This is a genomic window from Bdellovibrio sp. HCB2-146, assembly GCF_047345725.1.
In the GTDB taxonomy this organism is placed as follows: domain Bacteria; phylum Bdellovibrionota; class Bdellovibrionia; order Bdellovibrionales; family Bdellovibrionaceae; genus Bdellovibrio.
In genome coordinates this window covers 872002-889753 of the sequence record NZ_JBLEQP010000002.1, presented here as the reverse complement: position 1 = coordinate 889753, position 17752 = coordinate 872002, and the positions used below count along the sequence as shown (strand labels likewise).

Sequence of the window (17752 nt, the reverse complement as noted above, 5' to 3'; positions counted from 1 at the left end):
TTTTATTGAGAAGAGCTTCCTGACAAGCCCGGCATCTGATAGAGTCTTACGTGATTATGAATCCATCGCTCACGAAATCACAGTTCCGATCTCTTTGGTTAAAGGCGCAAGGTCTTGATGAAACTCATCCGTTTGGCAAAGGACCGAAAGCCACAACTGAAATCGTTAAACATCTAGGTTATGTGCAGATCGATACAATTCATGTGATCGAGCGCAGTCATCATCATATTCTTTACACTCGAAATCCTGATTACAAACGTGCCCATTTGCACCAAGCTCAGTCGAAAGATAAATCGGTTTTTGAGTATTGGACTCATGCTCTGGCGTATATTGCCACCGATGATTTTAAGTACTTTATTCCTGCGATGAAAAGGCGGAAAAAGAACCCCCATAGCTGGTACGGCCCCATTGCAAAACCCGACATGCAAAAAGTGTTTGGATTAATTAAAAAAGACGGGCCGATTTCCATTCGTGATATTGATGATGATGTTTTGGTGGACAAGGATCACCCGTGGGCCAGTAAAAAACCTTCGAAGAAAGCCATGCAAGTTGCTTTTAATGGCGGGGACCTTGTCATTTGCGAGCGGCAAGGAATGCTAAAAAAGTACGAGCTGACTTTGCGTCATTTTGGTTGGGACAAATTGCCTAAAGCGGCGACGACGGCGGAAGTCTTAGATTATGAAATCGATCGCGCTTTGAAAGCTCAAGCTGTTGTTAGTATTGATTCCATTTGTTATTTGCAAAATGCTCAGCGAAAGAAAGATATTCTGAAACGAATTGAAGCGAGAGTGCGTAAGGGCTTGTTACTGTCCGTCACTGTGGAGGGCTGTGAAAAAGTAAAGTTCTGGGCGAAACCAGAGATTTTAGATGGCGAAATCGATCGCGCCAATGAACTCACTCACATTCTGTCACCCTTTGACCCTCTGGTGATTCAAAGAAAACGCTTTCATATGTTTTTTGATTATGATCATCGTTTTGAAGCCTATTTACCGAAAGAAAAACGCAAGTACGGCTATTTCACTTTGCCGGTGATTATTGGAGATAAAGCTGTGGCAGTCTTAGATCTTAAAGCGGATCGGCAGCAGCAGAAACTTCTGATGCAGCAGTGGAGTTGGCTTGGTAAGCACAAATCTCAGAATAACAAGAAGCTCATTGAACAAGAGCTTCATCGGTTTGAAAAGTTTCAGTTGGAAAAGTAATTATTTTTTCTGAGCAGCGGCTTCAATAGCGCGCAGTCGTTGTTCAAAAGACTGCAGAGTCTTTTTCAAATCTTGGTTTTCTTTTCGAAGACTTTCAATTTCTTGTTTCATGTCTGCGTTTTCACTCGCAACAGTGCGCTTTTGTAATTCGACCTTTGAATTGACTTCCTTAATGGCCTCACTGAGCAGGGGAATAAAGCCAGAGTAAGAAACTTGCTTATATCCATCAGCACCAGTTGTGACGAGTTCTGGAACCACTTTTTCTGCTTCTTGCGCGATATATCCGATGTAATGAGATCCATCGCCGTTTTTCCAGCGATAAGTATGTGCCTGCAATTGGATGACCTTATTTAAAGCATCAAGACCTAAGATTCTGTCGATGTCTTCTTTAAGTCGAATATCAGAGGAACAAGAAAGTGATGCCGTATTAGGAGTGACCGTACAAGTTCCAGTTCCGTTCGAAAAGCCCGCGACCGCGCCTGCGCCCGTTGTCACAACGTGCATTTTGTATGTCGGAGTACTTGTGCCAACCCCCAAACTTCCTTGCAGGTAATTTGTTTTTGGAAGTCCGGCAATATAGAGACCGTATCTGTTATTGACGGTCCCTCCGGCACTGCCATCGCCCGCAAAGAAGTCATACATCGAATCAATTGTGCCAGTCATGAAATAAGGATTTACTCTTACGCCAAAAGCTGAAGTTGTCGTTGGAGTAGAGGCATCAAAGTTGTAGTGCCCGTACTGAACCATCATACCGGTTAGATCATTGAGGGTACCTCGGTCGGAAGCGACTGTGTAGTTCCTCAAAGTGTTGGCGCGCATACCCAGTAGGTAACCATTGTCAGTCACACCAGTACTCACAGTTTTGGTGATATTGTTTTCTAGACCAATACTATAATAAGTTCCGTTCGCCGTAGATGAAGTCGAACCTCGAATCGTCATCGCATAGGAAGAACCGAGATTCGTGCGAGCCTCGGTGACAGCGAGTCTTGCAGAGCTTGTCTGGTTTGAGTTGATACTAATACCATCAGACGTAATACGCACACGCTCTGGAATTGTCGCCCCACCATCATCGGAAGTTCTAAAGATCAAAGCTCCTTTTTCAGAGCTAGGAGTGACATCGACAAGTGTAGCTCCGACATCAGCGGCGACAACTCCCGTGCCGGCGGAGTTTGGCATTTTGAATTGCAGCATTGTCAATTCATTGGCTCCAGGTGTTCCACTTGAATTGACTCTTTCAAGTATCAGCGGCGATGTATTGCCACCAGCTGCCACTGACTGTGCAACATGGAGTGGACGAAGTGGCGACATGGTGCCAATGCCAACTGAACCCGCCGTCGTAATGTTCATCCGTGGAGTTGATACACCATTGGTAAAGAAACGAATACCCGCATTTCCAGACGCCCAAAGCTCTGCAGCAGATCCGGTATTAGGTGCTGCGATTCCGTATTGGGGCATCGAGAAGTCTGCACTTAATGAACTGACCTGTGCTGAAGTCACGGTAAAGCGTGCGTTATCTTGGAATGCCAATCTTTTCTGCGCCAGCACGTCTCCAGAGACATGCAACTTTTCTTGAGGAGTCGTCGTTCCGATACCGACAGCTCCTTCGAAGTGATTTTTCTTTTGAGCACCCGCGATATAGACACCGTAGTGGTTCGTAACTGTGCCACCTGTTGCGCCCGGGTGCGCATAATAGTCGTACATCGTACTGATTGTTCCCGTACGGTAGTAAGGAGAAACCTCAATGCCGTAGGCTGCTGTTGTTTGCGGAGTCGAAGCAGCCTCAGAGTTGTAGTGACCGTATTGAACATACAGGGACTTCATCGCGCCTAGTGTACCGCTGTCGTCAAATCCAGGAAGATTATTTCTAAATGCGACGGACCAGATACCAGTCAAGCCGCCGGAGTTGGTAACACCAGGACTGACAGTTTCTTGAGCTTTGAAAACACCTGCGAGATTGCTATAGCTTCCTGTCGTTACAGATCTTTGTCGGAAATCTATATTGATACCACGATGCGAGACATCGGTTCGATCAGAGCCAATTGTTAATCTGTGATTTGGGTCGACGGCAGCCGCACCTAAGGCAACACTTCCATCCGACACCGTCATTTGCGTCACGTTGTTAGCTTTAAATGAAAGTTTATAGTTGTCAGTTGTACCGAGTACTGCATCGGCGGCAAATGCATTTCCGCCTTGTGCAAATATGTTGGCAACTTGATTTGCTGCCAAGCTGATATTTGTACAAGCGAAGGTATCGCTCGCGGACTGCCAAACTAACGTTTGCGCATTCGTACAAGTGCCAGGAATTTGACGGATTCCCGCCGCTGATTTCAGATCAGAAAAATTCAAATACGAACTGCTCCAATTGGCCGTGTTCCAACGAAGCACCTGCCCATCACCAGATCCTGCTGCAATTGAAATTTGCGGTGTTGTCGTTGCTGAAGTCACGCTGAGTGGGGCAGTTGCAGAGACAGAAGTCACAGAGCCAGCTGATGGCGAAGTCCAAGATAAAACACCCGCACCATTTGTTGTTAACACATGCCCAGCCGTACCCGCAGATGTAGGGAGAGTTAAGGCATAGTTCGTAAAGCTTGCAGGAACATTGAAGGTCACTTTATTTGCTGAAGCATTGCGGATATCGACACTTGAGAAGGACACATCATTGGCAGCAAAGTTTCCAGCTGGATCACGTAAAACCAGTGTGTCGGCGACTGATGAAGCCGTTCCGGTTGTTGCAGAGTTTGCAACCTTTCCAGCGGTACTAATTGTTGCAAGTTTTGTATCGACAATCGCAGCAGTTGCGGAGATATCCGCGTTCACGACCGTACCGTCCGCGATTTTAGCGGAAGTCACAGCGTTGGCCGCGATTGTTGCGGCAACAGAGCCTGATCCCGATGCCGTGACATCACCAGTTAACGCCGTGATAGTTCCGCCGGCGTTGTCATCTGCAGAAGGTTGCCACTCGTTTGCTGAGTTATTCCAACGCAGCACCTGTCCGTCAGTAAGACCTGTTAGATTGACAGTTTTGCCTTTGATTTTATCAACAGATGTCGCGCCTTGAATTCCCGACACATCACCAGCTAAAGCTCCGGTGAATCCAGCAGAATTGCCGGAAATATTTCCTGAGATCTTCGTGCCTGAAATGGATCCCGAGATATTACTTTCCGAAATCGAAATATTCGTACAACTAAAAATATCTGTGAGCGAAGACCAAGTCAGAGTTTGATTGCTCGCACAGTTAGCAGAAGCAAATTGCGCCAGTCCTGTTTCGGAAATCAAATCATCTACTCCGAAGCGAACAGGCTGCCATTGGGAAGCTCCGGTGTTGTACTTAAGAACTTGTCCATTGCTGGGAGCTGAAGAAGAAACGGCCTGACCTTGGATTTTTGCAACCGTTGGATTTGGCAGAGTTCCGCTTAAATCACCACCCAATGTCGTAGCGCTTTGAAATGCTCCTGTGATGCGGGCATCATTTCCGGCAGCGACAGTTCCTGCAGCTGTGCCCACGTTGATTCCGACAGTAATATTGCCAGATCCTGAGACAGTAATCGGAGCGGAAGCACTCACAGAAGTCACAACACCGGCACCACCTTGATCGGCCACGCAGACAAAATTCGTTCCATCAAAACTAATAACCTGACCGGCAGAACATGCCGCTCCAGGCGTTTGCGTTTTGGCGACAAAATCGCCTGCACTCATGCCTCCAATTGTCAGAGCACTTTGTGCATGTTGAGCAAACGGAACAGAACGAATCACATTTGGAGGATCAATGACTTTCCAGCCTGTGCCATCATGGAATTGAACTTTTAAAACGCGGACGTCTTCGGCAATAGGAGTGTAGGTTGTTCCACCAAAACAGTTTTGTGAAATCCCATTATCGAACGCTTTACTGAGAGTGAAAAGTGGATCAACCGGAAACAGTTTCGTGCCGGTTCCAATGGGAACGTCAAAAACCCCTTTTGAGTTTTGCATATTGATGCCATCAACTTGTTCGCGATAAACCACGCAATTTCCGTTGGGGCTTGTGATTTCAAATACAAAGCTGACGTTGTTATATTCCAAAGGCGAACCGTTGGCTTTAAGGATTCGCCCCTGATAATTCAACGTATTCGGGGCCGCCCATGCCGTAGGGGCGAAAGCGAACAAACAAGCAAAGACGTACCATAATTGACTCAGCATAGATTCCTTATCGGAAGTTTCATGGGAGCGGTTAAGATTTCTTGACCGGGAAAAATGCTTAATAAGACTCGTATTATTGACGAGTATGAGAATGCCTCAGAGAATTCTCGACTAACTTGGAGCTATTCGGACCTCCTAAAATAAGGTATGGTGAGATTCTCTCTTATTTTTTTGCTCGAGGATTAATAGCTATGACTTCCTTTTCAGACTTTGGTTTGTTGCCGTCGCTTTTAAAAACACTCAAAACGATGCGGATCTTTAAACCAACCGATATTCAAGGCCATGTGATTCCTCTTATGATGAGCGGTCAAGCCGTCGTCGGTGTTTCAGAAACGGGTAGTGGTAAAACCTTAGCTTACGGGCTTCCTCTTTTAAATCACCTCAAAGCTCTCGAAGAGTCGGGTGATCCGGTTAAAAGGGAAAATGCTCCGCGTGCAATTGTGATGGTCCCAACACGTGAGCTGGGTGAGCAAGTTGCAAAAGTTTTTAAATCTCTTACTCATGATACGCGACTGCGTGTGCGTCCGGCGTTAGGGGGAATGACGTTAGAACAAGCTCGCCGTAACACTTCGGGTTCTTTTGAAATTTTATTGGCGACACCGGGTCGTTTGGTTCAAATGCTCGAAAAGAGATTGATCGACCTTAGCGATGTTCGTTTGTTGGTTTTTGATGAAGCCGATCAAATGATGGATCAGGGGTTTTTACCGGATACAAATATTGTTGTTGATGCATGCCCGGTGGATGTGCAATTGGCACTGTTCTCAGCAACAGTTTCAACAACTGTGCAAGAACTGATGAATGATTTGTTTTCGTCTGCGGAAGTTGTGCGTAGCAAAGGAAGCGGGAAAGTTGTTTCTTCTTTAAAAACGAAGAATTTGACGGTCGAAGACGGTAAACGCTGGCCCGTGATGGAGAAAGTTCTTTCTCAAAGAGTCGACGGCAGCACCATTGTTTTTGCTAATACTCGTGAGCAATGTGACAAGATCGCCAAGGAATTGACGGATAAAGGTTATGCTTGCGTGGTGTACCGTGGGGAAATGGATAAGAATGAGCGCCGCGCAAATCTTAAAAAATTCAGAGATGGTAAAGCGGATCTTTTGGTGGCGACAGATTTAGCAGGGCGCGGTCTTGATGTTCCTAATGTGGCTCGCGTGATTAATTATCATTTGCCAAAAGAAATGGAAAACTATCTGCACCGAGCAGGCCGTACCGCGCGTGCGGGGCGCCCGGGACTTGTTGTGAATTTGGTGACAGCTCGTGACAGTCGTTTGATCGCAAATCTGGAAGGTAATAAGCCTGCTTCCTTGGAAAAGAAAACCGAGCACAAGGGTAAACCGCGCGTTGGATCAACCAAGCGTTTCAATGATTCACGTGGCAAGTCAGGCTACGCGAAGTCCATGGGGAAAAAGAAATAAAACCAACATTTCTTGCTGTTGATCAGCTAGCACGAACAAAAAAATCGTGCTTAACTGAATACAAAGCGAGGAGTGTTTATGGCGACCAAGCCCCTACCGAAGGTTGTGTCTGAAAAAGCGTTTCGTTCCGCCGTTGAAAAATTGCGAGTGAAAGAAAAGAAAAACACCCGCGAACGCGATCGCGTGAGCGCGGCCCGCCGTCGCCTGCCGATGATGGAAATGAAAAAACAATATGTCTTTGAGGGACCAGAAGGAGAGAGAACTCTGCTCGATCTTTTCCAGGGGCGAAAGCAATTGGTGGTTTATCACTTTATGTATCATCCAAAGGATGACAGCTTCTGCAAAGGTTGTTCTTTCGTGGCTGACCACATACCACATCTTGCCCACGTTCATGCGCGCAATACATCTTTTATCTTTATTTCGCATGCGCCGTTAAAAAGTATCCAGCGACATAAAAAACGCATGCAATGGACAACACCTTGGTTTTCTGGTTGGAACACAACGTTTAATGAAGATCTCGGCATCGATGGAAACCGCGAACACGCGCTGAGTGTTTTCATTCGCGACGGCAAAAAAGTTTACCGTACGTACTACACGGGTGGCCGTGGAGTCGAGTACATGGGTACACCATGGGCGATCCTCGATCTAACTCCTTATGGCCGGCAAGAAAAATGGGAAAAATCCCCGAAGGGCTGGCCCCAAACCGACATGTACACCTGGTGGCAATTCCACGACGAGTACAAATAGACGTGAGAGACAGCGATGTCATCATGGGGCCTTCATGTTCTAGATTATTTTCTTCACATCCTGCACTTTGCAGTGATTATTAGTAATCTTTTTTTGTGGTGGTTTCCAAGCACTCTAAAGACCTCGCAGATCACAATCGTGGGAACTCTCATCTCATGGTTAGTCTGCGGATATTTCTATGGATGGGGTTATTGTTTTCTGACTGATTGGCAGTGGCAGGTGAAGGATAAACTCGGGGAGGAGAATCTTCCGTATTCGTATATCACCTATTTGCTTCACAAACTTGGCATCTACGCAATCGACCCGCGCTTGGTCGATAATATTGTCGCTGTTCTTATGATAGTCGCAATAATCGGTTGCGGAATCCAATCAATGAGATACCAAAACAAAAAAGCCCGCTGATTTTCAGCGGGCCTCGGTACTATTTTCAGTTGCTGTTATTGAATTACTTTTTTCGCCCAGTTGACCAATAGATTCAAAATTTCTTTCGGACGGTTGATGTCGTACATCAAACCGAAGTGAGCTTCTGCGCCTACTGGGTCTAAATGCGCTTGATAAGGCTCATCAAAGAGTTCGTACATATTGATCTCTTGAACGATATCCGAATACTTTGTCGTTACTTCTTGGAAGAACTCATTCATGCTATCATAACAACCTTTATCACCTGGATAACCACCATCTTGGTTTCCGCGATAAATTTCAGCACAGTGGGTTTCGTTCAGATAAATAGGTACGTTGTATTTTGTCGCCATTGCACGCATCTGGCCAAGGTACATATCAAACCAATAGCCTTTGTTTCCGTACCATGGGTAGTAATGGAATGTAATGACATCAAAGTTAAAGCCTGACGCTTTCGCCATATCTAAGAACCACATATCGCCGTTGCGATCGCCTCCACAGCGGCCACCTAAGTCGTCACTGTTACAGTTTGTCACGTTGATGGAAGTTTTAATATTGATACCCAGCTCCGTCGCAGCTTGCTTGATACCTCTATAAGTTGCCATCATCGCGTTGATGCGATCTTGCGCACCCGTGCGACCCTCTAGATTTTGCTCGTTTCCAATCTCAATGATTTCTAAATCGCGACCGTATTTTTTCGCGATGTTATAGGCCTGCTCTTGAGTCATTGGATAGAACATCGGACGCAATTTAATGCTGTACTTTTTAGAAAGTGGAATCAAAGTGTCCAAAATAATTGTGTTTGTCCAAGTGACGTCCACACGATAAGTGCGAAGTCCTTTTTCAGACAACATTTTGAAGTTTGTTTCCGATTGAGTTAAAGGATACACCGCACGAATATCATGGCCATTCACACCCCACAAAATTTTCGATTGTGTCACTGGTGGAGTTGTTGGAGTTGGACTTGGTGATGGAGACGGCGATGGTGATGGTGATGGTGAAGGCGACGGAGTCGGAGTCACCACGTTAGCTGCCTTCGTAATTGTTACGTACGCGTTTTCATTTTTACCGCGCACGACTTGAAAGGCACGAATTCGAACGCTGCCATCGTTTAAAGAAGAAATATTTAATGGCCCGGAAAAACCCCAGCTTTCACACATCACCCAAACCTGCGATGTTGTTTTATTAGCAGAGTCTCTTCCTTCGATGCGAACTGGAATCTTCGCACGGCATGAGCCGTTTACTTCCACTGTTAGATTGTATTTGTCAATATTGGCGCCCGCCTTCGGATTGCTGATCACGACGGCGTGAGCATAAGAAACTTGGAGCACGATTGCTGAACCTAGTAGCCAGCGGTTTAAAAAACTCTTCATAACGATCCCCCCAGACCTTGTTTACATAAATAATTTTGGAAGACTTCTTAGAGGTTCGCGATGAATTTTCGTGGAACGTTTCAATAGGAATCTACTAACAATACGGATATCAGCAAACTTTTGTACGAAATGAGCGCCCATATAGGGGAAATGTAGAGCTTTTTTCCAGCTGACTAAAACATAGACTCTTTTTTGAGGGGAGAGTGAAGGCTGAATTAGTTAACGCGATTGGAATATTCAGCCATAAGAGCTCGCTCTTTTTCTGAGCGCTCTGCGATTTCTAAGTTCAAAGCCAAACGAAGATTCAGTTCACGAAGACGCAAACTTTCATGGTAGTTACGAATGACAAAACAAACGATGATCGAACTCACAATAAAAAAGGAATTCACTAAAATTGCAAGAAGGTCATTGAGGCTATGCGCTTTAGAGAGAACGATCAAATAGTAAGGGCAATAGATTGTAAATGTCGAATAAATAAAAAAGTTCATCGTGAGAGGCAAGAACGAAAGACCGCCGATAGCCACCAGATTCAAACCCGCATAATAACTCGTGCCGATATCAGGAATAGCTAGGACCATCAAATTAATCGGCAGAGCCACAAGGCCAGCCAACGTCGCACAGACGAATTGAGCACGCTTAGCATCTTCGATTGTGTATAGATATTTTCGCGCGCCTAAGGTCAACGGAATGATGCAGGCGCGGAGAGCGAGGAATTCCCATTTGCGCTCGGGTACGTAAACTAGATCTGCAACCCAGAACATAAGGTACAATGGAATGGCCATGGAACGTGTGATGACATCTAATACAGATCGAAGATCTTCAACGATCTCGGCGTCTCGAAACTGCGATAAGATTAATTCATCTGACGAACTCAAAGCTTACTCCAATTTGTTTTTTTATTTCTCAATCACCACAAATAGGTTAATGCCGAGCGGTTCTTGCTCAACCCATATTTTCGAGCCTAGCCCTTGAAAGATTCTAAGGAGGTCGGCTTCCGAGCGGTAAATGAGGTGCCAATCTAACACAAGTTCCATGAAAGATGCTGATAAAGTATCCTTGCTAAAGTTGCCTATAATGAGTCTCCCGCCAGATTTCACAGATGTAATCATTTTTGCGGCCGCTGCTCGGGCAACTTGGTCTGTAAAATAGTCAAAAAGCCCGGCTGAGTAGATCAAATCGTAGCCTTGTTCTGGAAGCCCGCGGGCGATGACGTTGCGAATGGCCATGTTATTAAATTGAAAATCAAAGCCCGAATTCAGTTGTTTTTCCAAAGTTAAAAGCTGTCTCTGAGCGTGCTTCAATGAACCTTCGTCGGAATCTAAGCAAGTAAATTGAACGGGCCGATTATAATGTTCAGTTCGCTGCTTTAAGAATATTTGTTGCTCCATCGCAGGCCCGCTGGCGACAGAAAGAATCTTCAACGGTTGCTCGGAAGGAGTGCGCGCAAAAAGATCGCTGATCTTATCAAAGAGATAGTAACCGCGATTTTTAACAGCGGCACCGGCAGATTCTTCAACAAAATATTTATGCATGCATTGATCAAACAAGGTTTTACCGACAAGCTCATTGCGATAGAGATGATTCATCATCTCGTAGTCACCCGCATAACCGCGTGGTTTAAAGTAAGCACGATTTGCGAAGGGTGCCCCGTAAACCAAAGGACCGACTTGCGCTCGAGCAAACTCCATAGCTAATCTTTGCTGTTCGGGTGATAAACCTTGCAAGTATTTTGCGGCATCAGCATAACGTCGCGGAATGCGCAGGTCTTCAAGATATTGCGCGATACTTTGTGCGATGGACTTGCGATATTCTTGAGTGTCTTGAAAGTTATCTTTTGGAAGTTCGCCTTCAAGTTTGTCGATTTTAATTTTCAGGTTTGCTAACAGATCTCTGAATTCAAAAACCAAGGCTTTATATTCTGGCGGCAATTGGAGCAGCGAGATGCCATATTCGTTTTGCTCGGTAAGAACTTGCGAGGCTACTTTCAAACCAAAGAGGCGTTCTAAGTTAATAGCATCAGAAACCACTTCAAAGCGCATGGTGATCTCTTCTGTTTCGGGAGAAGCTCCTTTGGCAGGACGAATCCAATGCAAGTTCAATCGCTGCGCGACAATCTTATAAGAGATCAAGTCGGCTTCTAATCCGGGACTGGCTAACATCATGGCTTTAAATTCTTTTTCTGAAGAAGCGGGCATACGTATCGTGCAATCAAAGCAGCTCAGGGAGATCACTTCATATTGGAGGTCCTGAAAGCGCAGGAAGGTCGATTCTGGGGCTGGAGTCACCTGGTCCTGGTGAACTCCGTGCTTTTGAGTTTGCTCTGAAATAACGAAAAGTTCCTGTTTCAAAACATTGGATTTACTCATTGCGATTCTCCCCCAACGAACGTCAAAACGAATCTCTACTTTTATCGGTACTCTATTACATTGTGTTTATAGTTTTTCATAAAAAACTGACCATGTAATGTTCGGGGCTTTTTGCCGGCTCACTATGAATCAAATGTCTCATCATGAGAATATTTTTTTGTTCAAATTTTGTTTTGCATACGGATTTACGATTAATTGTTTTCCAAGTGTTTCCGTTCAAAATTGAAATTTCTTTTACGTAATATTCATGACTTTTCATCATGGATTCTCAGAGAGCACGTCCCCTCCGCCGATAAGTAGGGTATGAAGTTATGTGCGTTTTCGAGAAGTAAATTCCCACGTCGGAATCGACTTCAATTTTTTGTTGCGATAGTTTTTCTTTCCTTCTTTTTTCATGGAGAGCTTGGAAGTTCTTTCGGTGGAAATGCTTTTCGGAAGGCTCTAAGGGCTATCGGATTCACCTTTAAAGCTAAGGTTGCAGATCATCTGGACACGGGGCCTCGAACTGCCATTGCGGGTGCTGAGTTAGGGACTTCGGTGGCAATTTCTGAAGACCAATCAACGATGGTGATCGGTGCTCCAGCGGATTCTTTAGATGAAAACGGCGCAAACTTTTCGCTCGGGGCCGGAGCGGCTTTTGTTTACATCAAATCCGGTGGTTCTTGGATTTTTCAGCAAAAACTTGTCGGCGTGGGAACAAACAGTCGCAATACAGTCGACAAATTTGGCATCAGTGTCGGTATTAGTGGTGACACCATTGTTGTGGGGGCTTCGACTCACGACTATGATGCTACCGGCGCCACCAGTCTGAATGATGCAGGAGCGATATTTATTTACACTCGCAGTGCGGGAGTTTGGTCTTTGCAACAGAAGGTTGTTGCGGAAGGCACCAATGCCCGTGACACTCTTAACTTCTTTGGTGCGAGTGTTTCCATTAGCGGTGATACAATCGTCGTTGGCGCAACCGGAAATAGATATGACGCCGATGGAGCCAATCCACTTAATGGCGTAGGGGCTGCTTTTGTGTACACGCGTTCCGGAACGGTTTGGAGTCAGCAACAAAAACTTGTAGGTACGGGAACCAATGGACGTGCAGCCTCTGATAACTTTGGTGTTTCTGTTTCAATCAGCGGAGATACGATTGCGATAGGAGCCGACCAGCATGACTATGACGCGAATGGAATTAATGGCCTGAATAGTGCCGGCGCGGTTTTTATTTACAAGCGCACGACGGGTGTGTGGAACATAGAACAAAAAATCGTCGCTCAAGGAACCAATGCGCGACAATTATCTGATAATTTTGGCTACAGCGTTGCTGTTGATAGTGACACTATCGTGGTCGGTTCTTACTTACATAATTACGATGAAATTGGGTCAACCTCCACCAGTGATGCCGGTGCGCTTTTTGTATATGTTCGTTCCGCTGGCGTCTGGAGCCTGCAGCAAAAGTTAGTGGCTTTTGGAACTTTTGGTCGAAGCTCAGCTGACTGGTTGGGGTATCGAGTCGCGGTGAGTGGCGATACCATCGCTGCGACCGCTTACCAGCAAGATTACGATGCCAGTGGAGCGAATCCTATTACTAACGTTGGCGCAGTTTATGTCTATAGCCGCAGCGGCGGTGTATGGAGCAATCAACAAAAAATCACACCAACAGGAACAAATTCGCGAGTGCTTTCAGATAAGTTTGGAATAGGAATCGCTGTCCGAGGTGATACTGTGGTCGGCGGAGCTTCGGGACAAGACTATGATGTGGCGGGCACGACTTCTATTTCTGGCGCGGGGGCTGGGTATATCTTTGAGAGAAGCGGCGGAGTCTGGGCGCAAACGGCAAAAGTTGTCGATATGACTGATCCTGCTCCACGCATGGGTTCTTACGGAAACTATTTTGGTTATTCCGTATCGGTTTCTGAAGACGAATCAACGATGGTTGTCGGCGCACTGAACGACAGTACCGATGAAAATGGGCTCAACTATGTTGGTGGAGCAGGTGCTGTTTATGTGTATGTGAAATCTGGTGGCGTCTGGGTGTTTCAGCAAAAGATTGTTCCGTCTGGAACAAATGAGCGAACTGCAGCCGAGTCCTTCGGTAATTCGGTAGGTATAAGTGGCGACACTATTGTCATCGGTGCGCCTCTGCATAGTTATGATGCCTCGGGCGGAAGTTATCTAAATGGGGCCGGGGCTGCTTATATTTATAAACGATCTAGTGGTGTGTGGAGCTTAGAACAAAAATTAGTCGGAGTTGGAACAAACGGGCGTGTTGCCTTGGATCAGTTTGGCGGCAGCGTTGCGATTGACGGCGACTCAGTGGTGATCGGCGCGACAGGACAAGACTACGATGCCGCTGGTGCCGGTTCGCTTTCTGGTGCTGGTGCTGCCTTTGTTTTTACTCGCTCTGGAACGACTTGGAGTTTGCAGCAAAAATTAGTCGGAAGTGGTACGAATGGTCGAGTCAGTTCTGATAGCTTTGGACGGTCTGTTGCTATCAATGGTGATACGGTTGCTATCGGCGTGTCCGCTCAAGATTATGATGCGGCAGGGGCGAATGTTTTAAGCTCGGCTGGCGCAGTCTATGTTTTTGCGCGTTCGGCCGGCACGTGGAGTTTGCAACAAAAGATAACTCCGACAGGAACGAATTCGAGAATATCCAGTGACAACTTTGGAGTGAGTGTGGCGGTGAGCGGCGATGTTCTTGCCGTAGGTGCTGACGGCCAGGATTTTGATGAGTCGGGTGCAAATTCTGTAACAAGCGCTGGTGCCGCGTGGGTTTTCACTCGCTCAGCCGGAGTTTGGTCACAGCAAAAAAAGCTTGTCGCAACTGGAACCAATGCGCGCAACAATAGTGATGGCTTTGGGGGGAGTATTGCAACAAACGGAAGTGTTATTGTTGTAGGAGCGCAAGGGCATGCCTACGACGCATTAGGCGCTAATCAACTTGGCGGTGCGGGCGCTGCATTTATTTTTACAGGATCAGGTGCAACCTGGAGTCAGTCGCAAAAAATTGCCGGTGGTGGGATAAATGGTCGAGGCATGATTGATAATTTCGGAGCAGCTGTCGCCATTCGTGGGAACACAATTGCCGCGGGCGCGATGCAACAAGACTATGATGCGAACGGCGCGACGTTTGTTCATAACGCCGGCGCCGCTTTTATCTATCAAAAATAATTACAGACGAATGCCTTCAGCAGCCACCGCATCGCGCACAGTTGGGCGTTCGGCCATTTTATTTACAAGACCTTGCAAGGCGTGGTGATTGCTCAAATCAACTTTAAGCATCGGTGCCCAACGAAGAATATTGTAAGCATAAGCATCAACTACGGAGAAGTTTTTGCCCAAGATAAATTCATTTGTTTGCAAGTGCTTGTCCAAAACAGCCAAACGAAGTTGCAAACGATCATGAGTCATTTTAATAGACTCTTCGCTCATTGAGGATGCATAGAATAAGCTTCCGATACCTTTATGCAATTCTGTTGCGATGTAGTTGAGCCATTCCATTGCTTTGTAGCGCTCGGGAGTTCCGTGTTTCGGGATCAAGTTTTTTTCTGGAACTTGGTCAGCAATCCATTGCAGGATCACGCTGCCTTCAGTGAGGACTTCGCCTGATTTCATTTGAAGAGCCGGGACGTAGCCTTTCGGATTGATAGCTTTAAAGTCGCCACCCGCATATTGTTTTGCTTTCAAGTCGACTTTAATCATTTCGAAGTTCATTCCCGCTTCACGCAAAATAATTTGAGAAGCAAGAGCACAGGCACCTGGAGAATAGTAAAGATTCATTTTTAATCCTTTGCTGTTGTTAATGCGGCTTTAAATGTATCAATAACTGTTACTATTGTAAACGAGTTTTAAGTCTTATCGGTCCTGCATTAATTTTTAAAAGGTATTTAAAATGGAGATGATGGAATCTCGCAATAGAAGCAGCGAGATTCCCATAATGAAAAGGTCAGGTTACTTAGATTCGACGGACTCAGATTTCCCAGCTGGAAGTGTGACAAGCTTTTTGCCTTCTACTTTCAAATGAGATTCATGTGATTCGCACACAGTTTTTTTGTCGTCACAAACATAATAGCTCACTGTGAAAGAGCGATCTTTAACGTTGGAAACGTCAAAGACAATTTTGTCTTCAGTTTTTTTGATGGGCTCTGCAGATCCCAACTCACCATCCATATAAAGACCTGCAGGGGAAGCCATCACGAAATGGAATCCCTTGTCCAAGCTGACAACGATGGTTTTGCCAGACAATTTCAAATGATCTTTGCCGTCGGTAATACGAGCAAAAGAAAGAACAGGAAGAAGAAGAGCGATTGTGAACAAGAGAGCTTTAAAGTTTTTCATATAATTATTAAAAAACAGCCTAAAGCTTCTGGCAAGGCTTGGCTTTACTCATCATTGTTTAATCGCGGCTCGTCAATCGTGAATAAAGCTACCAGCTTTGTAGTTTTTCTGTCAGCCACGGAAGAGACGGGCCCACTGGACCAAAAAATTGCAAGTAACTGCTTTGGCATCGGGAAACGCCTTTTTCCGTGTGAGGAAAAGCACCGCCTACCACGCCATAGATATGGAGAACTCCATTGACCTCGCGAAAGATCGGGCCCCCGCTGTCACCCATGCAGGCTGTCTGATCAGTATTGTCTGCGATCGCAAAAAGATAGATATCAGCAAATTCTGGCATATTCTTTTTAAAAAAGTCCCAATCCTCGCGAACGGCTTTATTGTTCTCATAGCCGTTCATAAAAAGGGCGTGCAGGTCCTCTGTATTGGAACTTGTAACTGTCATATCGAAGGTGTCAGGGGACGTCGGTTTTGTGCCTTCGCCGTAGCCTGCTGTTGTCACCTGCATGGAAATTTCAAGGTTGGAATCTAGGACTGTTGGTGGAGGTACACAAACAGGAGTTGTTAATCTTAAAAGGGCCAAATCCGGAGGAAAGTTTTTACCAGGCAACTGCGGAGCAAGAGCTTGTTCAGCTACTTTGGAAATAAAACACGACCTTGGAGCGGCTGGAATATTCACATTTAAAACAACCCGATTTTCAACACAATGAGCGGCCGTCAGTACGACGTGATCGTTAAGAAGAACTCCCGTACAGTACTTTCCATTTTGAGTGTTTAAGATCACAGTCGCGCGACCAATAAGGCTGTCAGGAGCTGACTTTTCGCCGGCAATAATATTGTTCGATGGAGCAGGTTTAAAAATAGCAGATTGATCTGAGCAGGATACCGAGGACGTGACGAGAAAAGCTGCAAAAATAAATTTAAATGCGTTCATTCGGGATCCTTCTTAATGAGGCCGACCATAGCCAGCAATACCTTGTTTGGCAAACATTCGGACCTGTACTGGTGGGCTTTTGAAAATAAGTCTGGGATTCGTCGTCTTATTCCCATGCTAAAAAGCAACTAGGCGAGGGATTCTGCTTCTTATTACCATGAACTATGGAAATAAAAAAAGACGATCATTTGCAGGGAGCCCAGCGAGCACCTATCGTGCTTGTTGAATATGGGGATTATCAATGCGGCTATTGTGGCGCCGCCTATTCTGTAGTCAAAAAACTGCAAGAACACTATGGCGACAAAATGCTCTTTGTTTTTCGAAACTTTCCACTCGTGAGCTCACATGCCCATGCCTTAGATGCGGCATTGGTAGCAGAGGCAGCAGCCCAACAAAATCAATTCTGGAAAATGCATGACCTTTTGTATGAGCATCAAGATAAGCTTGATTCGAATCATCTGTATTCCTACGCCAAATCATTAAATCTGGATATGAAGAAGCTTGAAAAGGACATGAAAAAAACAGAAACCATCGAACGCATTCGTGAAGATATGGAGGCCGGGGAAGAAAACGGCGTTGATGGCACTCCTTCGTTTTATATCAATGGACGCAAATATCATGGCGCGAATGACTATGACGAGCTAAAGGAATACATAGATGGTTTGATGCGAAATCTGGGAACATCGCCTTCGCTCTCGTGATCTATGCACCTGGTGAAATGTCACAAATCATAGACTGTAGGTTGATCACTAGACCTTTGTTGGAGAGTTTGCGCCTCTAGCGCGTGATAAAATATCGCTATGATTGCTTCTTA

General features: G+C 45.7%; 13 protein-coding genes. 6 read left to right on the top strand and 7 right to left on the bottom strand.

Annotated features, from left to right (window positions below):
* Positions 1–56 precede the first annotated feature (56 nt).
* The gene (locus ACLWOR_RS15195; protein ID WP_413941624.1) at positions 57–1199 is read left to right on the top strand and encodes a winged helix-turn-helix domain-containing protein; all 1143 of its coding nucleotides are present in this window, start codon (positions 57–59) and stop codon (positions 1197–1199) included.
* On the opposite strand, the gene ACLWOR_RS15190 is transcribed toward ACLWOR_RS15195, so the two are convergent.
* Positions 1200–5375, bottom strand: coding sequence for a tail fiber domain-containing protein (locus ACLWOR_RS15190; RefSeq protein WP_413941623.1), 4176 nt, complete (start codon positions 5373–5375; stop codon positions 1200–1202).
* 191 nt (positions 5376–5566) lie between these two features.
* Here ACLWOR_RS15190 and ACLWOR_RS15185 point away from each other — a divergent pair, with 191 nt between their 5' ends.
* The 3 genes from ACLWOR_RS15185 to ACLWOR_RS15175 all read left to right on the top strand — a co-directional run bounded on the left by ACLWOR_RS15185 (position 5567) and on the right by ACLWOR_RS15175 (position 7939).
* Positions 5567–6790, top strand: a complete 1224-nt coding sequence (locus tag ACLWOR_RS15185; protein ID WP_413941622.1) for a DEAD/DEAH box helicase — start codon at positions 5567–5569, stop codon at positions 6788–6790.
* Positions 6791–6868: 78 nt separating this feature from the next.
* The gene (locus ACLWOR_RS15180; RefSeq protein ID WP_413941621.1) at positions 6869–7537 is read left to right on the top strand and encodes a DUF899 domain-containing protein; all 669 of its coding nucleotides are present in this window, start codon (positions 6869–6871) and stop codon (positions 7535–7537) included.
* Positions 7538–7552: 15 nt separating this feature from the next.
* The gene (locus tag ACLWOR_RS15175; protein ID WP_413941620.1) at positions 7553–7939 is read left to right on the top strand and encodes a DUF2784 family protein; all 387 of its coding nucleotides are present in this window, start codon (positions 7553–7555) and stop codon (positions 7937–7939) included.
* 35 nt (positions 7940–7974) lie between these two features.
* Here the strand turns inward: ACLWOR_RS15175 and ACLWOR_RS15170 are convergent, their stop codons facing one another.
* From ACLWOR_RS15170 to ACLWOR_RS15160, 3 genes are all read right to left on the bottom strand, one after another.
* Complete coding sequence (locus ACLWOR_RS15170; protein WP_413942174.1) at positions 7975–8877, bottom strand: glycosyl hydrolase 53 family protein; 903 nt, start codon at positions 8875–8877, stop codon at positions 7975–7977.
* Between the two features lie 647 nt (positions 8878–9524).
* The gene (locus ACLWOR_RS15165) at positions 9525–10184 is read right to left on the bottom strand and encodes a hypothetical protein (RefSeq protein ID WP_413941619.1); all 660 of its coding nucleotides are present in this window, start codon (positions 10182–10184) and stop codon (positions 9525–9527) included.
* 21 nt (positions 10185–10205) lie between these two features.
* Positions 10206–11675, bottom strand: coding sequence for a class I SAM-dependent methyltransferase (locus tag ACLWOR_RS15160; RefSeq protein WP_413941618.1), 1470 nt, complete (start codon positions 11673–11675; stop codon positions 10206–10208).
* Positions 11676–12212: 537 nt separating this feature from the next.
* On the opposite strand from ACLWOR_RS15160, the gene ACLWOR_RS15155 reads away from it, so the two are divergent.
* Positions 12213–14840 (top strand): beta strand repeat-containing protein, encoded by a 2628-nt coding sequence (locus tag ACLWOR_RS15155; RefSeq protein ID WP_413941617.1) that lies wholly within the window; start codon positions 12213–12215, stop codon positions 14838–14840.
* On the opposite strand, the gene gstA is transcribed toward ACLWOR_RS15155, so the two are convergent.
* The 3 genes from gstA to ACLWOR_RS15140 form a co-directional block, all read right to left on the bottom strand.
* On the bottom strand, positions 14841–15449 hold the full coding sequence (gstA, locus tag ACLWOR_RS15150; protein ID WP_413941616.1) for a glutathione transferase GstA: 609 nt from the start codon (positions 15447–15449) through the stop codon (positions 14841–14843).
* Positions 15450–15620: 171 nt separating this feature from the next.
* Positions 15621–16007: a hypothetical protein gene (locus ACLWOR_RS15145; protein WP_413941615.1), complete on the bottom strand. Its 387-nt coding sequence runs from the start codon at positions 16005–16007 to the stop codon at positions 15621–15623.
* 88 nt (positions 16008–16095) lie between these two features.
* Positions 16096–16938 (bottom strand): S1 family peptidase, encoded by an 843-nt coding sequence (locus ACLWOR_RS15140; protein ID WP_413941614.1) that lies wholly within the window; start codon positions 16936–16938, stop codon positions 16096–16098.
* 164 nt (positions 16939–17102) lie between these two features.
* On the opposite strand from ACLWOR_RS15140, the gene ACLWOR_RS15135 reads away from it, so the two are divergent.
* Positions 17103–17639: a DsbA family protein gene (locus ACLWOR_RS15135; RefSeq protein ID WP_413941613.1), complete on the top strand. Its 537-nt coding sequence runs from the start codon at positions 17103–17105 to the stop codon at positions 17637–17639.
* Positions 17640–17752 lie beyond the last annotated feature (113 nt).